The sequence below is a fragment of the Acidovorax kalamii genome (assembly GCF_002245625.1).
GTDB classification, from domain to species: Bacteria; Pseudomonadota; Gammaproteobacteria; order Burkholderiales; family Burkholderiaceae_C; genus Acidovorax; species Acidovorax kalamii.
Genome location: NZ_NOIG01000009.1, coordinates 165,140 through 187,255, shown reverse-complemented (window position 1 = coordinate 187,255; position 22,116 = coordinate 165,140). Strand labels below are relative to the sequence as shown.

The following is a 22,116-nucleotide window of genomic DNA, read 5'->3' as shown; positions in this document are numbered from 1 at the left end:
TTGAGGGCCGAACGGGCCCGTGCCAAGGTAAAAATTGCGAAGGGCGCGATTGTCCCACGCGCCCGCGCCGCCCGCCGGGGCCAGGGTTATGGCTGTGTGGCGACGGCCACTGGTGCGGGCACGCTGAGCACCAGCCGGTGCAGGTCGCCCGCCTGGGCCAGGGTGGTGCCCGGGTGCAGCAGCGCGGCAGCGCCTGCGGCCACGCCCCAGCGCAGTGCTTCGGCAGGGGCGTCGCCCCGGTCCAGTGCCCAGACCAGCGCCGCCAGAAAACAGTCGCCCGCGCCCGTGGTGCCGGTGGTGGCCGGCACGTTCAGCGCCGGGGCCTGCCACACGCCCGCGCGGGTCGCCAGCACGGCGCCCTGTTCGCCCAGCGACAGGGCCACGGTCTCGGCCGCGCCACTGTGCACCAGCGATTGGGCGGCGGCGCACCAGTCGGCGGCCTGCTCCAGCGGCTGCTGCACCAGCTCGCGCAGCTCCCGCAGGCTGGGTTTGACCAGGGCCACGCCCGCCTGCAGCGCAGCGGCCAGTGGCGGGCCCGAGGTATCGACGACCACCCGCACGCCCCGGCCAGACAGAGCCTGGGCCAGCCGGGCATAGAAATCGTCGGGCGTGCCGGGTGGCAGGCTGCCGCTGGCAATGAGCCAGCGCGGCGGCGTGGGCAAGGCGGCCAGCGCATCCAGGCAGGCCTGCCATTCGGCTGTCTGCAGCGTGGGGCCGGGCAGCACAAACCGAAACTCCTGGCCGGTGGTGGTCTCGACCACCGAGAAGTTCTCGCGCGTATCGCCCGCAATGGCTTGCAGCGCCGTGGGCACCCCTTCGTCGGCCAACAGTTGCTGGACTTGTGTGCCCGCAGCACCACCCGCCAGGGCCCAGGCCAGCACATCGGCGCCCAGCCGGTGCAGCACGCGGGCCACGTTGATGCCGCCACCGCCCGCAAAACGCTGCACCGGGCCACAGCGCAGCTTGTGCGTGGGGGCCACGTGGTCGGTGGTGGTCGCCAGGTCGAGCGCGGGGTTCAGGGTCAGGGTGATCAGGGCGGGCACGGAGGAAGCGCGGGGCAGGGCAGGGGCGGGAGTGGTGGCCAGAGCAGACGGGCAGGGCTACCAGGCCTTTTCGGCAAACCCCGACCAGAGTTCATTGATGTCCGGAAAGCGCCATTTCTCGGGGTCTTCGCGGGCCACGATCTTCTCGTTGCAGCCCGGGGCGGCCAGGTCCACCAGCTCGGGCGGAATGCGCAGGTCGGACTTGGTCGAGAAGAAGACCTTGACGATGGGCGTGGTGAGGGCCGTGGGGGCCTGTTCGGTCACCACCCCGATGCGCCCCGAGGTCAGCCGCACCAGCGAACCCACGGGGTAGATGCCGATGCTTTTGACGAAGGCCTGGAACAGCCGCGCGTCGAAATGGTCGCTGGTCCACTCGGCCATGCGGCGCAGTGACTCGGACGGGTCCCAGCCGCTTTTGTAGGGGCGGTCGGAGGTGATGGCGTCGTACACATCGCAGATGGCCGTCATGCGTGCGATCACGCTGATGCCTTCGCCCTGCAGCTTGTCGGGGTAGCCCGACCCGTCGATTTTTTCGTGGTGGTGCAGGCAGGCGTCGAGCACGGCGTCGGGCACATTGCCGCCCTCCTTGAGCATGTGGAAGCCCTCCACCGGGTGGCTGCGCACCACGGTGAATTCCTTGTCGGTGAGCTTGCCCGGCTTGTTGAGCACCGACATCGGGATCGCCGCCTTGCCCAGATCGTGCAGCAGGCCCGCCATGCCCGCCAGACGCGTCTGCTCGTCATTGAGCTTGAGCTGGCGCGCCAGCGCCACCATGAGCGCGCACACCGCCACTGAGTGCATGTAGGTGTAGTCGTCGGCCGTTTTCAGGCGCGCCAGGCTGATCAGCGCGCCCGGGTTGCGGGTGACGGAATCGGAGATTTCCTCCACCAGGCTCTGCGCACCCACGGAGTCCACCGCGCGGCCCATGCGGGCCTCGCTGAACATCGACACCACGGCCTTCTTGGACTTCACGCAGATGGCGGCCGCCATCTTGAGTTCGCCCTGCATGTCGGTGGGGGTGCGGTTGCGCACCGGTGGGGGTGGCACGGGCAGGCTCACTTGGATGGGGGGCAGGTCTTCCAGGCGGCTGAAGTCGGTCTCTATCTTGGCATCCACCTCTTCGCGTGAGACCGAGGTGGTGCCAGTGGCCACGTCCAGGCCCTTGGAGGTGTCGATCCAGCACTCGTGGATGGCGGTGGCCTTGATGCGTTCGAGGTCCTTGGGGTCTTTGAGCAGGAATTTGGCACGCCAGAACGGGTGCTCCATCCAGGATCCGCAGAACTCATGCAGGTACATGCCCAGGGTGAGGTGTTGGATTTGGATGCGCTTGAGCATGGTGGGCCGGGACTCTGAATAAACGCCCGTTGTCAGACGTTATCAACGGTAACCATGGTAGCCTTTTTGCCCTGCTCCTGTCGTTCGTAAAACCCGCTACATGCCGCCTGCCACCCCCAGAGTTTCCCCTAGTGCCAAGGCCCCGGCGGCCCCTGCTGCGGCCAAAGGTGGGGCCTCGGTGGCGCAGAAGGCGCTGCAAAAAATCGGTCTGCGGCGCGACATCGACCTGGCCCTGCACCTGCCCCTGCGCTACGAAGACGAAACGCGCATCATTCCACTGGCCAGCGCCCGCGACGGGCAGATCGCCCAGATCGAAGCCACCGTGGTGGCGAGTGAGGTGCAGCTGCGCCCGCGCCGCCAGCTGGTGGTGCAGGTGGAGGACGGCAGCGGCAGCTGCGAGCTACGCTTTTTCAGCTTCTACCCCTCGCACCAGAAGACCATGGCGGTGGGCGCGCGCCTGCGCATCCGGGGCGAGGTCAAGGGTGGCTTCTGGGGGCGGCAGATGCTGCACCCGGCCTTCCGTGTGGCGGGCGGCGAGCTGCCCGCCGCGCTCACGCCCGTCTACCCCACCACGGCCGGGCTGCCCCAGCCCTATCTGCGCCGCGCCGTGGTCAGTGCGCTGGCGCGGGTGGACCTGTCGGACACACTGCCCCCCGGCGCTGAGCCGCCCTGGGCGAGGTTTCATGGCCCAAATGGCCTCCACCGCGCGTTCAGCTTGCGTGAGGCGCTCACATTTTTGCATCACCCCACGCCCGACGTGGCGCTGTCCACGCTGGAGGACCACAGCCACCCCGCCTGGCAGCGCCTGAAGGCCGAGGAACTGCTGGCCCAGCAGCTGTCGCAGTACCAGTCGCGGCGCGAGCGTGATCGCCTGCGCGCCCCGGTGCTGCGCCCCGCCAAGGCCAAGGCGGGCATGTTGCCCCTGCACGAGCAACTGCTGGCCGTGCTGCCCTTCAGCCTCACCACCGCCCAGCGCCGCGTGGGCGAAGAAATTGCCGCCGACCTGGCCCGCCAGGTGCCCATGCACCGGCTGCTGCAGGGCGATGTGGGCTCGGGCAAAACAGTGGTCTCTGCCTTGGCCGCCTGCTTGGCCATGGACGCGGGCTGGCAGTGCGCGCTGATGGCGCCCACCGAAATCTTGGCCGAGCAGCATTTCGCCAAGATGATCGGCTGGCTGGAGCCGCTGCTGGCCGCGCGCGGCCGCAGGGTGGCCTGGCTGGTGGGCGGGCAAAAGAAGAAGGACCGCACCGCCATGCTGGCGATGGTCGAGAGCGGCGAGGCGGCGCTGGTGGTGGGCACGCACGCCGTGATCCAGGAGCAGGTGCAATTCAAGAACCTGGCGCTGGCCATCATCGATGAGCAGCACCGTTTTGGCGTAGCGCAGCGGCTGGCGCTGCGGCAGAAACTCGCGGCCCACGGCATGGAGCCGCACATGCTGATGATGAGCGCCACGCCCATCCCGCGCACGCTGGCCATGAGCTACTACGCCGATCTCGACGTGTCGGTCATCGACGAGCTGCCACCCGGCCGCACGCCCATCGTCACCAAACTCATTGCCGACAGCCGCAAGGACGAGGTGATCGAGCGCATCGGCGCGCAGGTGGAGGCCGGGCGGCAGGTGTACTGGGTGTGCCCGCTGATTGAAGAGAGCGAGGCGCTGGACCTCTCCAACGCCACCGCCACGCACGCCGACCTGAGCGAGGCCTTGCCCGGCGTGATGGTCGGCCTGCTGCATTCGCGCATGCCCACCGCCGAAAAAAAGGCCGTGATGGCGCTCTTCACCAGCGGCCAGATGGGCGTGCTGGTCAGCACTACCGTGATCGAGGTGGGCGTGGACGTGCCCAACGCCTCGCTCATGGTCATCGAACATGCCGAACGTTTTGGGCTGAGCCAGCTGCACCAGCTGCGCGGCCGGGTGGGGCGCGGCGCGGCGGCCTCGGCCTGCGTGCTGCTGTACGCCACCAACGACAGCGGCCGCGTGGGCGAAACCGCCAAGGAGCGCCTGCGCGCCATGGCCGAGACCAACGACGGCTTCGAGATCGCCCGGCGCGACCTGGAGATTCGCGGCCCGGGTGAGTTTCTGGGCGCCCGCCAGTCGGGCGATGCACTGCTGCGCTTTGCCGACCTGGCCATCGACACCCACCTGCTGGAATGGGCGCGCGAGCTGGCGCCGCAGATGCTGGACCGGTATCCTGAGCTTGCCGCAAAACACGTGGCGCGCTGGTTGGGTGGAAAATCGGACTATCTCAAGGCATGAGACGCTCAGACCCACGCTGACGTGCCCCGCAGGAACACACCATGACCCTCACCGAACTCAAGTACATCGTTGCGGTGGCCCGCGAGAAGCACTTTGGCCATGCGGCCGATGCCTGCTATGTGTCGCAGCCCACGCTCTCGGTGGCCATCAAGAAGCTGGAAGAAGAGCTGGATGTGAAGCTGTTCGAGCGCAGCGCGGGCGAGGTCACGGTGACGCCGCTGGGCGAAGACATCGTGCGCCAGGCGCAAAGCGTGCTGGAGCAGGCGGCGGCCATCAAGGAAATCGCCAAGCGTGGCAAGGACCCGCTGGCCGGGCCGCTCACGCTGGGCGTGATCTACACCATCGGGCCCTATCTGCTGCCCGAGCTGGTGCGCCAGTCCATCACGCGCACGCCGCAGATGCCGCTGATGCTGCAGGAGAACTTCACCGTTAAGCTGCTGGAGATGCTGCGCACGGGCGAGATCGACTGCGCCATCCTGGCCGAGCCCTTCCCAGACACCGGCCTGGCCATGGCGCCGCTGTACGACGAACCCTTCATGGCGGCGGTGCCCAGCACGCATGCGCTGGCGGCGCAGCGCTCGGTCACGGCGGCTGAGCTGAAAAGCGAGACCATGCTGCTGCTGGGCGCGGGCCATTGTTTCCGCGACCATGTGCTGGAGGTCTGCCCCGAGTTCGCACGCTTTGCCAGCAATGCCGAGGGCATCCGCAAGTCGTTCGAGGGCTCGTCGCTGGAGACCATCAAGCACATGGTGGCCGCCGGCATGGGCGTGACGCTGGTGCCGCGCCTGTCGGTGCCGCGCGATGCGCTGCTCACCGTGTCGCGCCGCCGCAAGAGCGACGAGACCTACATCCGCTACCTGCCCATCCGCGAGGAGGACGGCAGCCCGCCGCCCATGCGCCGCGTGGTGCTGGCCTGGCGCCGCAGCTTCACCCGGTATGAGGCCATCGCCGCCCTGCGCAATGCCATTTACGCCTGCGAGCTGCCGGGCGTGAACCGCCTGTCCTGAACCGGTCCTGCGGCCGCGTTTTTGCCACGGGGAATCGGCGCTACACTCGCGCCGCCCCTGCGCTGGCCGACCCGGTCAGCATCGTTGGGGCATGCATGTTGCGCAGCGCCCGTGGACCATCGTCCGGCTGCGCTCCGCTTTCTACAGAAGGTTCCCATGAAGAAGCTCTGGCTGATCGCCACCCTGGCCGCCGTGTTGACGGCGTGTTCGTCCATCCCCACTTCCACCACGGCGCCCACGGCCGCCACGCTGAAGAAGCCCGCGCTCGACCGCATCGCGGCCACGCCCAGTGCAGCGGCAGCGGCGGACTTCCGCCAGTTCCTGCAGCTTGCGGCGCAGATGCAGCCCGAGCTGCAACCCGCCGTGGCTGCCTATGCAGCGAACAAGCCCCTGGCGGGCGATGACCTGGTCAACATCAGCCGACTGCTCGGTCTGCACAACCGCCTGCGCAACCAGGCGGCCGTGATCGAGGCCACCGCGAAGATGGTGGCCATCCCCACCGTGCGGTCTGCCAAGGTGCCTCCCCACGAAGACCCGGCCATCATTGCCTTCGGCACCCTGGTGGAAGGCATGGCGCGCGACTTCGGCCTGCAGTACCGCAACGTGGACAACCGCATCTTTGAAGTGAAGCTGCCCGGCAGCGGCCCCGAAGAGTTCGGCATCCTCACCCATGCCGACGTGGTGCCCGTGGTGGCCGACGAATGGGTGCTGGACGACGGCACCAAGCTCGACCCCTTCAAGCTGACCCGCGTGGGCGGCAACCTGTATGGCCGGGGCTCCATCGACGACAAGGGCTCCATCGCCACCGTGCTGTTCGCGATGAAGGCAGTGAAGGACAGCGGCCTGCCGCTGGCACGCACCATCCGCCTCATGATCGAAACCACCGAGGAAACCGGTGGCGACGCGATGAAGTACTACCGCGCCAAGACCGCGCTGCCCGAGTACAACATCGTGCTCGACAGCAAGTACCCCGCCGTGGTGGCCGAAAAGGGCTCGGGCGCGCTGCGCGCCTCGTTCCCGCTGCAGCCTGCTGCCACGACCGGCGCGACGGCGATCACCGCCATGGCCGGGGCTGCTTCAACCAACGCCGTGCCGCAGACCGCCACGGCCCGCCTGCAGGGCGGCAACACCGCCGACGTGGCGGCGCGCCTGAACGCTGCGAAGGCGGCGTTTGTCGAGAAGTACCAGCCGCAGGGCGGTGCCTTCCGCATCGACGTGGCGCAGGATGGCGGCGCCGTGGTGGTGAAGGTCACGGGCGCATCGGCCCACGGCTCGCGCCCTGAAGAGGGCGTGAACCCGCTGCCGCGCCTGGCGCTGTTCTTGAAGGAGTCGGGTGTGGCGCTGGCCCCCAATGGCTACGCGCAGGCCGTGCGTTACCTCACCGACCTGTACGGCGTGGACTACCTGGGCCGCACCCTGGGCCTGGCCTACAGCGACGACTTCATGGGCCCGCTCACGATGTCGCCCAACCTCATCCGCGAGAAGGATGGCCAGGTCGATGTGCTGGTGAACGTGCGCATGCCCCGGGGCAGCACGCCCGAGGCACTCACGCAGGCCACCTCGGCCAAGGTCAAGGCCTGGGGCGCCCAGGCCGGTGTGGCGGTGGAGGTGGACCACCAGCAGGGCAACTGGATGGCGCGCGACCCCAAGGGCGCCTGGCTGGCCACGCTGCTCAACACCTTTGGCGACACCACGGGCCTCGAAGCCAAGCCCGTGCCCACAGCCGGCAGCACCACGGCCAAGCTCATGCCCAACGCCATCAACTTCGGCCCCGCCATGCCGGGCAAGAAGTACACGGCGCACAACGCCAAGGAGTTCAAGGAAGTGGTGGACCTGGACGCCGACATGCAGATGTTCACCGAGATGCTGGTGCGCATCGGGAATTTGAGCCAGATGCAGTGAAGGGCTTGGGGCTTGCGCTAAAGTGACCTGGAACCGCCGCGCTGCGGCCCCGGGCACGCCTGCCGGGGGCTCTGTGGCGCGGCAGATCCATCGATTGCATTTCAACGAAGGAGCCTCCATGGCCAAAGCCGCCAAGACCACCGCCGCCCCCAGCATCAACATCGGCATCAGCGACAAGGACCGTGCTGCCATCGCCCAGGGCCTGTCGCGCCTGCTGGCCGACACCTACACGCTGTACCTGACCACCCACAACTTCCACTGGAACGTGACGGGCCCCATGTTCAACACGCTGCACACCATGTTCATGGCGCAGTACACCGAACTGTGGAATGCCGTGGACCCGATCGCCGAGCGCATCCGTTCGCTGGGCCATGTGGCCCCCGGCTCGTATGCCGAGTTCGGCAAGCTGGCCACGGTGCCCGATGCGCCCGCCAAGCCGCCCAAGGCACTGGAGATGGTGCGTGTGCTGGTCGAAGGCCACGAAGCCGTGGCCCGCACTGCGCGCAGCCTGTTCCCCCTGGCCGACAAGGCCAGCGACGAGCCCACGGCCGACCTGCTGACGCAGCGCCTGACGGTGCATGAGCAGACGGCGTGGATGCTGCGCTCGCTGCTGGAAGAGTAAGAGCGGCTAGCAAACCCTTCTGGCGTCCTTGCCGCGTCTTGTCGTACTACCCGTACTGCCTGGGACGCGGCGCCTAGCCAGAACCGCTGCGCTGGGTTTTGTTATCCGCTCTAAGCCAGCTGCTGCGCTGTGAACCGAACGCCCGGCGGCCGCAAGGCCCCGGGCGTTTCTGCTGCCGGGCCGGTGCCGGGTCTGCATCTGGGAAAATCCCGCGCCATGACCGCCGCTACCACCGCCTCCCGCAGCCGCTTCTCGCTCTACCTTGACCTGATCCGCTGGGACCGGCCTGCGGGCTGGCTGGTGTGCCTGTGGCCCACGCTGAGTGCGCTGTGGATCGCGGCCGACGGCTTTCCGGGCTGGCACCTGCTGGTGGTGTTTGTGCTGGGCACCATCCTCATGCGCAGCGCGGGCTGCTGTGTGAACGATGTGGCCGACCGCGACTTCGACAAACATGTCAAGCGCACCGCGCAGCGGCCCGTGACCACGGGCGCCGTGTCGGTCAAGGAGGCGCTGGGCCTGGGCGCCGCGCTGGCTATCGTGTCGTTTGGCCTGGTGCTCACCACCAACACCGCCGCCATCCTGTGGTCCGTGCCCGCCGTGCTGGTGGCCATTGCCTACCCGTTCACCAAACGCATCATTGCCATGCCGCAGGCCGTGCTGGGCATTGCATTCAACTTTGGCATCGTGATTGCCTTTGCCGCCGTGCAGGGCAGCGTGCCCGTCGTGGCCTGGTGGATGTGGCTGGGCAACCTGTTCTGGGTGCTGGCCTACGACACCGAATACGCCATGGTGGACCGGGACGATGACCTCAAGATCGGCATCAAGACCTCGGCCATTACCCTCGGGCGCTTTGACGTGGCGGGCATTGTGCTGTTCTACCTGCTTTTTATCGGCATTTGGGCGGTAGCGCTGGCCCCTTATGCGCTGGGTGCTATTTTTTATATAGCGATCGGGGCGGCGCTGGCCCAGGCGGTGTGGCATTTCACGCTGATCCGCACGCGCACCCGCGAGGGCTGCTTCAAGGCCTTCCGCATCAACCACTGGCTGGGCGCCACGGTGTTTGCGGGCATTGCAGGCAGCTACCTGGTGCGGTCAATACTCACAAATTGATAGCTGTCAGCGCTTGATGGACGAGCGGAGAAGGCCAAAAAAGCCTTAAAAACTGTTCACGATTCCCCACGGCGCCGTGAACAGGGTGCCAGTGGTCAGGCCCCGAACTCGTTGCCGAGTTCGTTGGCGCGTTTTTCGGCGGCGCGCATGGCGGCCTCGAACGCCTGCGACACGCCGCTGGCCTCCATCGACTGCAGGGCTGCATAGGTCGTGCCGCCCTTGGAAGTGACACGTTCGCGCAGCACGGCCGGGGGTTCGTCCGAGCGGCGGGCCAGCTCCGAGGCGCCCACAAAGGTGCCCACGGCCAGCTTGTGCGCCTGCGCGTCGGACAGGCCCATGCCCACCCCCGCACGCGTCATGGCTTCGAGGAAATAGAACACATAGGCCGGGCCCGAACCCGACAGTGCGGTGACGGCGTCGAGCTGGGTCTCGCTCTCCACCCACAGGAACTCGCCGGTGGAGTCCATGATGGCTTCCACGCTCTGGCGCTCGGCCGGGGTCACGGCGGGGCGCGCGTAGATCGCGCTCATGCCCTTGCCCACCAGCGCGGGCGTGTTGGGCATGGTGCGCACGATGCGCTCGGTGCCCAGCCATTGCGCGATGCTGTCCGAGCGGATGCCCGCGGCCACGCTCAGGTGCAGGGCCTGCTGGGTGTGCGCCTGGGCCTGCGCGGCGGCGTCCTTGAAGGTCTGGGGCTTGACGGCCCAGACCACGATGCTGGCGCGCTGCAGCGCCGGGCCTGCCTCGGGCTGCGCCGTGAGGCCGAAGTTCTTGAGCAGCGCCTCGCGCGTGGGGGCGTAGGGCTCGACCACCTCGATCTGGCTGGCCGGGTGGCCCTGGCGGATCAGCCCGCCAATGATGGCGCTGGCCATGTTGCCGCCGCCGATGAAGGCGATGGTGGGGAGGCTGGCATGCGCCGCCTGGGGGGTGTCGGGGGTGTGGGTGGTTGTCATGCGAACGGAAAAATGCGGGGGCCGAAACGGTGAGCATCGTAGCGCCTGGGCGCTGCATGCAACAGGCCGCTGTGCCTGGTGGCGCGAGCATACCGGCCAGCGCGCCCGCAGGCGGGCGCTGGCGGTGGCTTCTGCAGAAGGCCCCGCCATGGGGCGGAGCCGGAGGGGGTTGCTTTGAATAGGCGCTTATTCGGCGATGCGCCCATTGCTGCGGTAAATGCCCAGCGAGGTGTAGCGGGAGGCCACCTGCTTGCCTGCGGGCAGGCTGAGCGTGAAGTCGCCCAGGTCCACGGTGAGACCACGTTCCAGCGCGCGGCGCACCCCGGCGGGCGAGGCATCGTCGCCCGCCGCTTTCAGGGCTTCGAGTGCAAAGCGCAGGTTGATGCAGCCTTCCAGGCTCAGCAGGGAGGGGCTGGCCTCGGTACGGGCCAGGCTGGCCTGGTAGTCGCGCACCACGCGGCGCGAGGTGCTCCAGGGGCTGGGGTAAAGCATGGAGGTCATGATGCCTGCCACCCGGGCCTGGAGCTGGTCGGTCAGCACCCGCCCACCCACCACGTTGAGCACCGCCACGCGTGCTGCAGGCCCTGCGGCCTGCTGGTAGGCGGCGATGAATGCGGGGGCGGCCTGCCCGGCGGCGATCAGCACCACCACCTGCGGCTGGGCGCTGCGCACCTGGGCGATGGTGGTGGCAAACGGATGGGCATCCCCCTGCGCAGCGGGTTCACCCAGCGCAATTGCCGTCGGTGGCGGGCGCCCCGTGCCCGTGGCAAAGGCTTTGAGCGCGCTGTCGAGGCCGGCCCTGCCAAAGGGGTTGTCCTGGTAGACCAGGGCGACCTTCTCCATGCCGATGGTGGGCAGCATGCGGGCGAAGCCCTCGAACTCCTCGCTGTTGCTGGCCTTGGTGTGGAACACCCAGCGGCTGGCCGTGCCCGCCTGGCGCAGTTGCTGCGCACCGCTGGAGGCACCGATCACCGGCACCTGGAGGTCGGCCAGCACCGGTTGCAGCGCCTGCAGCGTGCCGGTGCCCACCAGGTTCACGAAGGCCGCAATGCCCTGGCCCGCCAGGGTGCGCGCGTTGGCCACCGCGCGGGCGGGGTCGTAGCCGTCGTCCAGGTAGGTGATCTGCACCGCGCGCCCGCGCACCCCCCCGGCGGCGTTGGCGGCGGCCAGGCAGGCGTCCGCACCCTTGCGGTACTCCTGCCCGTATTCGGCAAAGGCTCCGCTGAACGGGGCGGTGGTGCCCAGCTGGATCGGGGCCAGCGCCCCCTTGGCAGGCTGGGCCTGCGCCGGGTGCAATGCCATGGCCCCCGCCAGAGCGCAGAGCAGGAGCGAGGCCAGGGCCTGGGGGGACAAGCGGTCAAGCGGCATGGAGAGGGGCTCCGGTGAGGCGTCAAGGAAGGGCGTGTCAGCGGCTCAGTGCGCGCGGCCGCCCAGGTACAGCTCGCGCACCTGCTCGTCGCGCATGAGTGCGTCTGCGCGGCCGGTGAGCGCCACCGCGCCCATGGAGAGCACGTAGGCGCGGTCGGAGATGCGCAGCGCCTCCATGGCGTTCTGCTCCACCATGAGCACGGTCACGCGCTCCTGGTTGCGCACCTGCACGATGGCATCGAACACCTCGTGCAGCACCTTGGGCGACAGGCCCGCCGAGGGTTCGTCCAGCAGCAGGATCTCGGGGCGTGGCATGAGCGCGCGCGCCAGCGCCAGGATCTGCCGCTCGCCGCCCGACATGGAGGCCGCTGGCGCGTTGAACTTCTTGCCCAGGATGGGGTAGAGCACGCACAGCTCATCCATGCGCGCCCTGCAGTCGGCCGGGGCCATGTAGTGGCCACCCACCTGCAGGTTCTCGCGGATCGTGAGGGCGCTGAACACGTTCTCGGTCTGCGGCACAAAGCCCAGGCTGCAGTGGCGGATCTTCTGGTGCACGGGGATCTGCGACACGTTTTTGCCCTGCAGCGTGACGCTGCCGCTGCGCGGCAGCAGGTAGCCCGCAATGGTCTTGAGCAGCGTGCTCTTGCCGCAGCCGTTGGGGCCCAGCAGGGTCACGATCTCGGCGGGCTGCACGGCCAGCGTCATGCCGCGCAGGATGTCGATGTCGGCCGTGTATCCGGCCACCACGTTGTCGATCTCAATCATCAGGCACTCGCTTCCAGGGGGTGGGCGCCTGCGGAGCCCAGGTAGGCCTGCAGCACGCGTTCATTGCTTGCCAGTTGGTCGGGGCGGCAGCTGGCCACGATGTGGCCACGGTCCAGCACCACGCAGCGCGTGCACACCTCGCGGATGAAGTGCATGTCGTGCTCCACGATCACCAGCGTCATGCCCTGGGCGTTGAGGCGCTGCAGGGCGGCCACGATGTCGCGGCGCAGGTTGGGGTGCACGCCCGCAGTCGGTTCGTCCAGCAGCAGCATGCGGGGCTCGGCCATCAGGGCGCAGACGATGCCCAGCAGCTTCTTCTGCCCGCCCGACAGGGCCGAGGCGGGCAGATCCCGCACGGGGGTGAGCAGCAGCTCGTTGAGCAAGTGCGCCGCCTTGTCGCGCGCTGCGCGCTCCGTGGTGCGCGCCGCAGCCGTGCCCAGCAAGGTGCCGAACACGCCGTGGTGCGCCGTCGCAGCGGCCATGGCCACTTCCATCACCGACATCCGGGTGGGCATGGAGGGCAGCTGGAAGGTGCGCGCCATGCCGGTCTGCACGATGCGGTGCGCAGCCAGGCGGTCGATGCGCTGGCCGTCGAAAAACACGGTGCCTGCGTCAGCGGGTGTGAAGCCGGTGATGACGTTGAGCAGCGTGCTTTTGCCCGAGCCGTTGGGGCCCAGCAGGCCCACGATCTCGCCCCGGGTGATCTGGACATCAACGGCCTCCAGCACCTGGTTGCCGCCAAAGGCCTTGGCGATCTGGCGGATGTCGAGGAATGCGTTCATGGGGGCGGTGCTCATGGGATCCTGCGCAGCTTTTCGGGGATGAGGCCCTGGCTGCGCCACAGCAGGCAGGCCAGGAGGATGGCGCCGATCAGGCCCAGGCGCAGGGCGCCCGCCAGGTCGGAGCTGAAATGGAAGTGGTCCTTGGCGAACGGCACGAGCGCGTAGGCCGCCTGCACCAGCACGACACCAGTAAGCACACCGGCCGTGTTGCCCAGGCCACCGATCATCAGCATGGTCCAGAGCAGGAAGGTCTCCGCAGCCACCATGTAGTCGGGCCCGGCAAAGCTCATGTAGTGTGCGTAGAGCGAGCCGCCCAGCGCCGTCACGGCCGCACCGGCCATGATGGCGTGCGACTTGAGCTGGCGCAGGTCGTAGCCCATGCAGATGGCCAGCTGGGGCTCTTCGCGCATCAGCCGCAGCGCGCGGCCAAAGCGGCCGCTGGCCAGGCGCGACGCCAGCAGTGCGAAAGCGCCGAGTGCGAGCAACACCAGGGCCAGAAAGGCCAGCGCACTCCAGGGACGGCCCAGGCCGTCAAACAGCGAGGGGATGCCGGCGATGCCATTGGCGCCGCCGGTCAGCCAGTCCTCGTTGGTGGCCACGGTGCGCAGGATCTCGGCGATGGCCAGGGTGGCGATGCCCCAGTAGTCCGAGCCGAGCTGTCGGCCCAGGCGCGCCACGCACCAGCCCAGGACCATGGCGACGAGCACGCCGCAGGCGGCGCCCGCCACCGGGTGCCAGCCCGCCTGCACGGCAATGCCCGTGGCATAGGCGCCGATGCCCGCGAAGGCAATGTGGCCGAAGTTGAGCAGGCCCGACACACCGGCCTGCAGGTTCAGGCCCAGCGCCATGAGGCCGTAGATGCCCGCCACGGTGAGGGTGGAAATGAAAAAATCAAACACGGCGCACCTCGCGGTCGAACAGGCCGTAGGGCTTGAAAAGCAGCGCCAGCAGCAGGATCAGGAAAGAACCGGCGCTGATGTACGACACCGGCAGGAAGGCCATGCTCTTGCCCAGCAGCGGCCCGAAGTTGAGGTTGGTGACCAGCGTCTCGGTCAGCGCGATGAGCAGCGCGCCCACCACCGCGCCCAGCGGGTTGCCCAGGCCACCCAGGATGGCGGCGGCGAACACCGGCAGCAGCAGGTCGTGCCCCAGGTTGATGTGCGCGCCGGTGGACAGCGCCAGCAGGCTGCCACCCAGCCCGGCGATGGCGCCGCTGGCAAAGTTGACCAGGCGCGTGATGCCCTCGGCGTTCAGGCCCGAGGCGGCCGCCAGCGCGGGGTTGGTGGACAGGGCCCGCATCGCGCGGCCCGTGCGGGTGAAGAACAGCAGCAGCGTGAACAGCCCCAGCAGCAGCGCCGTGGTGGCCATGGCGTAGATCTGGGTGTGCGACAGGCGCACATCGCCCACCAGCACCGGGGCGGTCAGGGCCAAGTTGAACATGCGCGGGAAGGATCCGGCCACGCCCTGCGCAACGGCCACGACTAGCATGGCCACGGCCAGGGAGCCGATCATGGTGATGGCGGGCCCGGAGCGCAGCAGGCGGCGGAACACCAGCAGGTGCAGCACCAGCGTGAGCAAGCCGGTGAGCACGCTAGCGATGAGGATGGCCAGGGGCAGCGGTACGCCCATGGCAAAAAAAGCATAGGTGGCGTAGGCACCCAGCATGGCGTATTGCACATGCGCGATGTTGGGAAACTTGACGAGGCCGTAGACGGTGCTCAGGCCCAGCGCAATGAGCGCGAGGTCTGAGGCACGCAGCAGCGTGTCAAAGAGCAGTTGGAGCATGGAGGGGAACTAGATTGCTATGAAAACGAGAGCGATCGGCGCTTTATGGTCGCGCGCGAAAGGCCAATTTGGCTTGGAGAATTTGCGGCCCAGGCTGGGCAGCCACGCAAGGGCCACGCGCAGCGAGGGCTGCGTCCCCCTTACTGAATCGCGCCAGCGATTCCAGAGAAGGGGGAAGGCACGTCAGCGCCTTGCATCTTTGAGGCTCAGGGGGATGTCACCGAGGAACGACCTTGCCGTCGAACTTGAGCTTGGCGTAAGGGGGATCGATGCGCTGGCGGTCGGCGTCGAACACGATGGGCCCGGTCACGCCCACATAGCCGCCCTTGCCGATCTCCTTGAGCGCGGCCTGCACGGCGGCGGTGTCGGTGGATTTCGCCTTGTTCATGGCGGCGGCGGTCATCAGCACCGCGTCGTAGGCATAGCCGGTGTACGAGGTCTTCATGCCCTCCTTGTACTTGGCGGCAAACGCGTCGGCGTAGGCCTTGCCGGCTGCGCCGTAGACGCTGCCCACCTCCATGCCGAGCTGGCCCTTGGCAATCTCGGGGGCCGTGTCTGACAGGCTCATGGAGATCAGGATGGCGTAGAACGGCTTGGCGCGCAGGCCCAGCTCCATGGCCTCGCGGTTGATCACGGCCGACTCCTGGCCGTAGGCGGTGTAGATGTAGGCGTCGGGGTTGCTGCGCGCCATCTGCTGCAGCTCGCGGCGGTAGGTGGACTGCCCGGCGGTGTAGAGCACCTCGGTCACGACCTTGCCGCCCAGCTTCTCGAACTCCTGCTTGAAGCCGTGCACCACGCCCTGGCCGTAGGCATTGTTGGGCGCCACCATGGCCACGTTGCGGTAGCCGAGGTCCCACACGTCCTTGGAGGAGAACTGGTTGCCCTTGTCCTCCAGCCCGATCAGGTTGAACGAGCTGGCGCCCAGGTCGCGGATCTTGATGCTGGTGCTGGCGATGTTGAGGTGGGCCACGCCCTCCTTCACCAGGTACTGCGCCATGGGCAGGGTGATGCCCGAGGAGTATTCGCCGATCACCACCGGCACCTTGTCCACGCTGACCAGCTTGCGTGCTGCGTTCAGGGCCGTGGTGGCGTTGCCGCCCGAGTCTTCCACGATCACGCCGAACTTCTTGCCCAGCACGCCGCCGTCGGCGTTGACCTTGTCCACCGCCAGCGCCACGGCACGGCGTACGTCTTCGCCCACGGTGGCGTTGGCACCGGTGAGCGACAGCACGGCGCCCATGTGGATGGTCTCCTGCGCCAGGGCGGGCAGCGGGGTGGCGGCAAGACCAAGCGCAAGGGCTGCTGCGGCAGCGGCGGGCAGGTGGCGGCGGGTGAGGAACATGGGAACTCCAGGAAGGAAGGGGAGGGGGCGCCTTGCGGCGCGGGCGGTTGCACGGGGTGCCAGGGCTGCGCATCGATGGTTTGTATCCGTTTGATGTCAGATTGGATCCAAGTTTATGTAATTGGATCCAATTTGGCAACCGCCCCCAAAAACCCTCGAAAAAAATCTGCTCCAATACCGGCATGAGAGCCCGTTCGCCGTCCGCGCCCCAGGCGCTGCACCAGACCATCCGCGAGGTGCTGCGCAATGAAATCCTCAGTGGCAAGCTCCAGGCGGGCCACCAGTTGCGCCAGGACGCGCTGGCCGAGCGCTTTCAGGCGAGCCGCATCCCGGTGCGCGAGGCGCTGCGCCAGCTGGAGTCAGAAGGTCTGGTGGTGCACCACCTGAACCGGGGGGCGGTGGTGGCGGGCATGAACGTGCAGCAGATCTGCGAGCTGCTGGACATCCGCGTGGCGCTGGAATGCCATGCCGCGCGGCTGGCCGTGCCCAACATGGTGGAGCGCGACTTCGAGGCGATGGAGCGCATCCTGGAGGCCTATGCGGCGTCGGATGTGGTGGCCGACTGGGCCGAGTACAACCGGCAGTTCCACCTGGCGCTGTCGGCGCCGGCCAACAATGGGCGCCTGCGCCGGCTGATCGAGGAGTATTGCCTCAACACCGACCGCTACACCCACGTGGCCATGTCCGAAGCCACGGGGCGCGACAAGCCGATGGAAGACCACTATGCGCTGCTGGCCGCCTGCCGCGCGCGCGATGTGGCCCGGGTGGTGGCACTGCTCGAAGAGCACATCGACCACACGCGCCGGGAACTGCTGGCCACGGCGCGCGAGCGCGCAATGGGCGAAGCCGCCGAAACCCCCTTTGTTTGACCGGGGGGCGCCACCCGGCGCCGGTGGTTCCGTATCAGTGATTGATTGCGCTGCGCGCCACCCTCGTGCATGAAGCTGGCGCGGCCAGGGCCAGTGCCCTCGCGCAAGGGCCGCCCAAGCCGCGAAGCGACTCAGGGGGTAGTTGGGGTAATTCAGGCGGCCGTGGTCTGCCGCACGGCGTGTTCCCAGTTCGCCATCAGCTCCTGCGCGCGTGCGCTGCTGAGCGTGGGCACAAAGCGGCGGTCGGCGCGCCACAGCTGCGAGAGTTCATCCGTGCTGCGGTATACGCCGCTCGACAGCCCCGCGAGGTAGGCGGCGCCCAGCGCAGTGGTCTCGATCACAGCCGGCCGCACCACCGGGATGCCGAGCAGGTCGGCCTGGAACTGCATCAGCAAATCGTTGATGCAGGCACCACCGTCCACGCGCAGCTCGCTCACCGGCGCGCCACCGGCGGCCACGGCGTCGCGGCTCATGGCCAGCAGCAGGGCGGCGCTTTGGTAGGCGATGCTTTCGAGCGCCGCGCGCGCAATGTGGCCCAGCGTGGTGCCGCGTGTGAGGCCGGTGATGGTGCCGCGGGCGTCGGGTTTCCAGTACGGGGCGCCCAGGCCGGTGAAGGCGGGCACCATCATCACGCCGCCCGAGTCGGGCACGCTTTGGGCCAGCGACTCGACCTCGCCGCTGGTGGAGATGGCGCGCAGGCCATCGCGCAGCCACTGCACCACGGCGCCGCCCACAAAGACGCTGCCTTCCATCGCAAATTCAGGCTGCGCCGTCGCCTGCGCTGCGCTGGTGGTGAGCAGGCCGTTCTGGCTGGTCTGGAAGCTGCCCCCCGTATGCATAAGCATGAAGCAGCCCGTGCCATAGGTGTTCTTGGCCATGCCGGCCGTGAAGCAGGCCTGGCCGAAGAGCGCGCTTTGCTGGTCGCCCGCCACGCCACCGATGCGAATGGCGTGGCCCAGCAGGTCGGCCGCGGTGTCGCCAAAGTGGGCGCTTGATGGCAACACCTCGGGCATCAGCGCCTTGGGAATGCGCAGCAGCGCCAGCAGCTCGTCGTCCCACTGGTTGGTGTGCACATTGAACAGCATGGTGCGCGAGGCGTTGCTCACGTCCGTCACATGCACTTTGCCGTGGGTGAGTTTCCACATCAGCCAGCTGTCCACCGTGCCAAAGGCCAGTTCGCCGCGCTCGGCGGCTTCGCGTGCGCCGGGCACGTGGTCCAGCAGCCACTGCAGCTTGGTGCCCGAGAAGTAGGCATCCACCAGCAGGCCCGTCTTGGTCTGGATGGCGGCGGCATGGCCTTGTTCGCGCAGTTGCGCGCAGGCAGGCTCGGCGCGGCGGTCCTGCCACACGATGGCGTGGTGCACGGGCAGGCCGGTTTGGCGGTTCCACAGCACCGTGGTTTCGCGCTGGTTGGTGATGCCGACGGCGCGTATGTCGCGGGCCGCAATGCCCGCCTTGGCCAGCGCGTCGCGCGCGGTGGCGATCTGGGTGCGCCAGATTTCCAGCGGGTCGTGCTCCACCCAGCCGGGCTGGGGGTAGATCTGGGGTAACTCGAGCTGCGCCTGCGCCACGATGTGGCCGCGTTCATCGAACACGATGCTGCGGGAGCTGGAGGTGCCTTGGTCGAGTGCGAGCAGGTAGGTCATGGTGAAAAGAATTCAGGGTTCAAGCAGCTACGGTGCAGATGACACCGGCGTCTTGCAATAAAGCGGGAAAAGGTTCAGGCGGTGGTGCATCCGTAAACAGCCGGCCGATCTGATTGAGCGTCGCCAATTGCACCATGGCCGGGCGGTTGAATTTGCTGTGGTCGGCCGCCAGCCAGACCTCGCGGGCCTGTTCGATGATGGTCTGCGCCACCTTCACCTCGCGGTAGTCAAAGTCGCGCAGCGAGCCGTCGGGCTCGATGCCCGAGATGCCGATGAGCGCGATGTCCACCTTGAACTGGCGGATGAAATCCACCGCCGCCTCGCCCACGATGCCCCGGTCGCGCGCGCGCACCACGCCGCCAGCGACGATGACCTCGCACTCGGGGTTGCTGCTCAGGATGGCGGCCACGTTCAGGTTGTTGGTGATGACGCGCAGGCCCCGGTGGTGCAGCAGCGCCTTGGCAATGGCCTCGGTGGTGGTGCCGATGTTCAGGATCAGCGAGCAGTCGTTGGGCACCTGCTCGGCCACGGCGCGCGCAATGCGTGCCTTGCCTTCGGCATGCAGGTTTTCACGCTGGGTGTGTGCCAGGTTCTCCACGGTGGAGCTGGGCACGCGCACGCCGCCATGAAAGCGCGTGAGCAGTCCCGACTCCGCCAGGCGCTGCACGTCGCGGCGCACGGTCTGCAGCGTGACCCCCAGGGTGTCGGCAAGTTGTTCCACCGTGGCGGACTTGCGCGCGCGCACTTCTTCGAGGAGTTGGAGTTGGCGGGGATTGGTGTTCACGGTGGGGTGTGGTGCGCGGTGGTTTGTCACCGAATCGCAACGAATTTGAAACATCCGCTTGGGTGCCCGGTGACACGCTAAAGACTGTAAATCGAACAAAAACGAATTCATTAAGGGTAAACCTTGATTCGATTCGAACAAAAAGGAACAAAAATGAAAAAGATCGAAATTTGAGGGCTGCCGTGCGTGTGCGCAGCCCTTTCACACAGGCCGCAGGGCCGGAAGAGGATGCTTCATGCAGCTGGCGTTGGACAGCATCAGCAAAAAAGTCGCGGCGCAGACCTGGTTGTACGACATGAACCTGTCGCTGCAGCCCAATGCCGTGACGGTGTTGCTGGGGGCGACCCAGGCGGGCAAGACCAGCCTGATGCGCATCATGGCGGGGCTGGATGTGCCCACCCACGGGCGCGTGTTGGTGGATGGCAAGGACGTGACGGGCACCCCTGTGCGCGATCGCAATGTGGCCATGGTGTATCAGCAGTTCATCAACTACCCCTCGATGAAGGTGGCGGCCAACATCGCATCGCCCCTGAAGCTGCGCGGCGAAAAGAACATCGACGCCCGCGTGCGTGAAATCGCCAGCCGCCTGCACATCGATATGTTTCTGGACCGGTACCCGGCCGAGCTGTCGGGCGGCCAGCAGCAGCGCGTGGCACTGGCCCGCGCCCTGGCCAAGGGCGCGCCGCTGATGTTGCTGGACGAACCCCTGGTCAACCTGGACTACAAGCTGCGTGAAGAACTGCGCGAGGAACTGACCCAGCTGTTTGCCGCTGGCCAGTCCACTGTGGTCTATGCCACCACCGAGCCGGGCGAGGCCCTGCTGCTGGGCGGCTACACGGCGGTGCTGGACGAAGGCCAGCTGCTGCAGTACGGCCCCACGGCCGAGGTGTTCCATGCGCCCAACTCGCTGCGCGTGGCGCGCGCTTTCAGCGACCCGCCGATGAACCTGATGGCGGCCTCGGCCACCGCGCAGGGGGTGCGCCTGCAGGGCGGGGCTGAGCTGACGCTGCCCTTGCCGCAAGGCGCGGCCACGGCGGCCGGGTTGACGGTGGGCGTGCGCGCCAGTGCGCTGCGTGTGCATGCGCGCCAGGGCGATGTGAGCGTGGCCGGGGTGGTGGAGCTGGCCGAAATTTCGGGCTCCGACACCTTTGTGCATGCATCCACGCCCTGGGGCGATCTGGTGGCGCAGCTCACCGGCGTGCATTACTTTGAACTGGGGACGGCCATCACGCTGCACCTGGACCCGGCCCAGGCCTATGTGTTTGGTGCCGATGGCCGCCTGGCCCGGGCGCCCGCCCGGCCCGTTACCGCACAAGGAGGGCGCTGACATGGCCCGCATCAGTCTGGACCTGGCGCATTCGTACAAGCCCAACCCGCAGCAGGACAGCGACTACGCGCTGCTGCCTTTGAAGATGGAGTTCGAGGACGGCGGCGCCTACGCGCTGCTCGGTCCTTCGGGCTGCGGCAAGACCACCATGCTCAACATCATGTCGGGGTTGCTTGTGCCCTCGCATGGCAAGGTGCTGTTCGATGGCCGCGACGTGACGCGTGCCAGCCCGCAGGAGCGCAACATCGCCCAGGTGTTCCAGTTCCCGGTGATCTACGACACCATGACGGTGGCCGAGAACCTTGCCTTCCCGCTGCGCAACCGCAAGGTGCCCGAGGACCAGATCAAGCAGCGTGTGGGCGTGATCGCCGAGATGCTGGAAATGAGCGGCCAGCTCAACCAGCGCGCCGCAGGTCTCGCGGCCGACGCCAAGCAGAAGATCTCGCTGGGCCGGGGCCTGGTGCGTGCCGATGTGGCGGCGGTGTTGTTCGACGAACCGCTCACGGTGATCGACCCGCACCTCAAGTGGCAGCTGCGGCGCAAGCTCAAGCAGATCCACCACGAACTCAAGCTCACGCTGATCTATGTGACGCATGACCAGGTCGAGGCGCTGACCTTTGCCGACCAGGTGGTGGTGATGACGCGTGGCAAGGCGGTGCAGGTCGGCTCGGCCGATGCGCTGTTCGAACGGCCCGCGCACACCTTCGTGGGGCACTTCATTGGCTCGCCGGGCATGAACTTTCTGCCCGCGCACCGCGATGGCGAGAACCTCTCAGTGGCCGGCCACCGCCTGGCAAGCCCCGTGGGCCGCGCGCTGCCCGATGGCGCCCTGCAAGTCGGCATCCGGCCCGAATACCTGGCCCTCGCCCAGCCGCAGCAGGCCGGTGCGCTGCCCGGTACGGTGGTGCAGGTGCAGGACATCGGCACCTACCTGATGCTGACCGCCAAGGTGGGCGAGCACACCGTCAAGGCGCGTTTTGCGCCCGAGACGCGTCTGCCATCGGCCGGTGACACGGCCTGGCTTCAGGTGCTGGGTGAGCACACCTGTTTTTACAAGAATGAGGAGTTGCTGGCATGACGGCCTACCCCCTGAGCCGCTGCGCGGCTTCCCCCTGCGAGGGGGACGACGCCCTTTGCTGCGGGGCGGCCCTTGCTGGGCGTCCCGCTGATGGCGCTGCGCCCGTGCCATGCGCTGTGGCTGGCATCAGTCTTTTGGAGT

At 67.7% G+C, this 22,116-nt stretch carries 19 protein-coding genes; 8 read left to right on the top strand and 11 right to left on the bottom strand.

Features of this window, described 5'->3' with window-relative positions:
* Positions 1-86 precede the first annotated feature (86 nt).
* Complete coding sequence (locus tag CBY09_RS14905) at positions 87-1,043, bottom strand: 1-phosphofructokinase family hexose kinase (protein WP_094290367.1); 957 nt, start codon at positions 1,041-1,043, stop codon at positions 87-89.
* Positions 1,044-1,100: 57 nt separating this feature from the next.
* Positions 1,101-2,378, bottom strand: coding sequence for a cyclic di-GMP phosphodiesterase (locus tag CBY09_RS14900; RefSeq protein WP_094290366.1), 1,278 nt, complete (start codon positions 2,376-2,378; stop codon positions 1,101-1,103).
* Positions 2,379-2,478: 100 nt separating this feature from the next.
* Here CBY09_RS14900 and recG point away from each other — a divergent pair, with 100 nt between their 5' ends.
* From recG to ubiA, 5 genes are all read left to right on the top strand, one after another.
* Positions 2,479-4,635, top strand: coding sequence for an ATP-dependent DNA helicase RecG (recG, locus tag CBY09_RS14895; protein ID WP_094290365.1), 2,157 nt, complete (start codon positions 2,479-2,481; stop codon positions 4,633-4,635).
* A 41-nt stretch (positions 4,636-4,676) separates the two neighbouring features.
* Entirely contained in the window at positions 4,677-5,642 is a 966-nt protein-coding gene (locus CBY09_RS14890) for a LysR substrate-binding domain-containing protein (protein ID WP_094290364.1), read from the top strand.
* Between the two features lie 156 nt (positions 5,643-5,798).
* Positions 5,799-7,544 carry a dipeptidase gene (locus tag CBY09_RS14885; protein WP_094290363.1) on the top strand — a complete coding sequence of 582 codons (1,746 nt, stop codon included), beginning with the start codon at positions 5,799-5,801 and terminating at the stop codon, positions 7,542-7,544.
* A gap of 118 nt (positions 7,545-7,662) precedes the next feature.
* Complete coding sequence (locus CBY09_RS14880) at positions 7,663-8,166, top strand: Dps family protein (protein WP_063462452.1); 504 nt, start codon at positions 7,663-7,665, stop codon at positions 8,164-8,166.
* Positions 8,167-8,382: 216 nt separating this feature from the next.
* Positions 8,383-9,276, top strand: coding sequence for a 4-hydroxybenzoate octaprenyltransferase (gene ubiA / locus CBY09_RS14875; RefSeq protein ID WP_094290362.1), 894 nt, complete (start codon positions 8,383-8,385; stop codon positions 9,274-9,276).
* Between the two features lie 95 nt (positions 9,277-9,371).
* On the opposite strand, the gene proC is transcribed toward ubiA, so the two are convergent.
* The 7 genes from proC to CBY09_RS14840 form a co-directional block, all read right to left on the bottom strand.
* Complete coding sequence (gene proC / locus CBY09_RS14870; protein WP_094290361.1) at positions 9,372-10,229, bottom strand: pyrroline-5-carboxylate reductase; 858 nt, start codon at positions 10,227-10,229, stop codon at positions 9,372-9,374.
* 186 nt (positions 10,230-10,415) lie between these two features.
* The gene (locus CBY09_RS14865; RefSeq protein ID WP_094290360.1) at positions 10,416-11,597 is read right to left on the bottom strand and encodes an ABC transporter substrate-binding protein; all 1,182 of its coding nucleotides are present in this window, start codon (positions 11,595-11,597) and stop codon (positions 10,416-10,418) included.
* Positions 11,598-11,642: 45 nt separating this feature from the next.
* The gene (locus CBY09_RS14860; RefSeq protein ID WP_094290359.1) at positions 11,643-12,362 is read right to left on the bottom strand and encodes an ABC transporter ATP-binding protein; all 720 of its coding nucleotides are present in this window, start codon (positions 12,360-12,362) and stop codon (positions 11,643-11,645) included.
* The gene (locus CBY09_RS14855; protein WP_094290458.1) at positions 12,362-13,144 is read right to left on the bottom strand and encodes an ABC transporter ATP-binding protein; all 783 of its coding nucleotides are present in this window, start codon (positions 13,142-13,144) and stop codon (positions 12,362-12,364) included. Before CBY09_RS14855 ends, CBY09_RS14860 begins: the two co-directional genes overlap by 1 nt.
* 11 nt (positions 13,145-13,155) lie before the next feature.
* The gene (locus CBY09_RS14850; protein WP_094290358.1) at positions 13,156-14,043 is read right to left on the bottom strand and encodes a branched-chain amino acid ABC transporter permease; all 888 of its coding nucleotides are present in this window, start codon (positions 14,041-14,043) and stop codon (positions 13,156-13,158) included.
* Complete coding sequence (locus CBY09_RS14845) at positions 14,036-14,929, bottom strand: branched-chain amino acid ABC transporter permease (protein WP_094290357.1); 894 nt, start codon at positions 14,927-14,929, stop codon at positions 14,036-14,038. The genes CBY09_RS14850 and CBY09_RS14845 overlap by 8 nt, the downstream gene beginning before the upstream one ends.
* Positions 14,930-15,146: 217 nt before the next feature.
* Positions 15,147-16,271 carry an ABC transporter substrate-binding protein gene (locus CBY09_RS14840; protein ID WP_094290356.1) on the bottom strand — a complete coding sequence of 375 codons (1,125 nt, stop codon included), beginning with the start codon at positions 16,269-16,271 and terminating at the stop codon, positions 15,147-15,149.
* Positions 16,272-16,453: 182 nt separating this feature from the next.
* On the opposite strand from CBY09_RS14840, the gene CBY09_RS14835 reads away from it, so the two are divergent.
* Positions 16,454-17,140: a GntR family transcriptional regulator gene (locus tag CBY09_RS14835; protein WP_094290355.1), complete on the top strand. Its 687-nt coding sequence runs from the start codon at positions 16,454-16,456 to the stop codon at positions 17,138-17,140.
* Positions 17,141-17,292: 152 nt separating this feature from the next.
* Here CBY09_RS14835 and glpK read toward each other — a convergent pair whose 3' ends face one another.
* Together glpK and CBY09_RS14825 are read right to left on the bottom strand one after the other, a co-directional pair.
* The gene (gene glpK / locus CBY09_RS14830) at positions 17,293-18,786 is read right to left on the bottom strand and encodes a glycerol kinase GlpK (protein ID WP_094290354.1); all 1,494 of its coding nucleotides are present in this window, start codon (positions 18,784-18,786) and stop codon (positions 17,293-17,295) included.
* 19 nt (positions 18,787-18,805) lie between these two features.
* Complete coding sequence (locus CBY09_RS14825; protein ID WP_094290457.1) at positions 18,806-19,570, bottom strand: DeoR/GlpR family DNA-binding transcription regulator; 765 nt, start codon at positions 19,568-19,570, stop codon at positions 18,806-18,808.
* Between the two features lie 235 nt (positions 19,571-19,805).
* Here CBY09_RS14825 and CBY09_RS14820 point away from each other — a divergent pair, with 235 nt between their 5' ends.
* Positions 19,806-20,897 (top strand): ABC transporter ATP-binding protein, encoded by a 1,092-nt coding sequence (locus tag CBY09_RS14820; protein WP_094290353.1) that lies wholly within the window; start codon positions 19,806-19,808, stop codon positions 20,895-20,897.
* 1 nt (position 20,898) lies between these two features.
* Positions 20,899-21,975, top strand: coding sequence for an ABC transporter ATP-binding protein (locus tag CBY09_RS14815; RefSeq protein WP_094290456.1), 1,077 nt, complete (start codon positions 20,899-20,901; stop codon positions 21,973-21,975).
* The last annotated feature ends 141 nt before the right edge of the window (positions 21,976-22,116 follow it).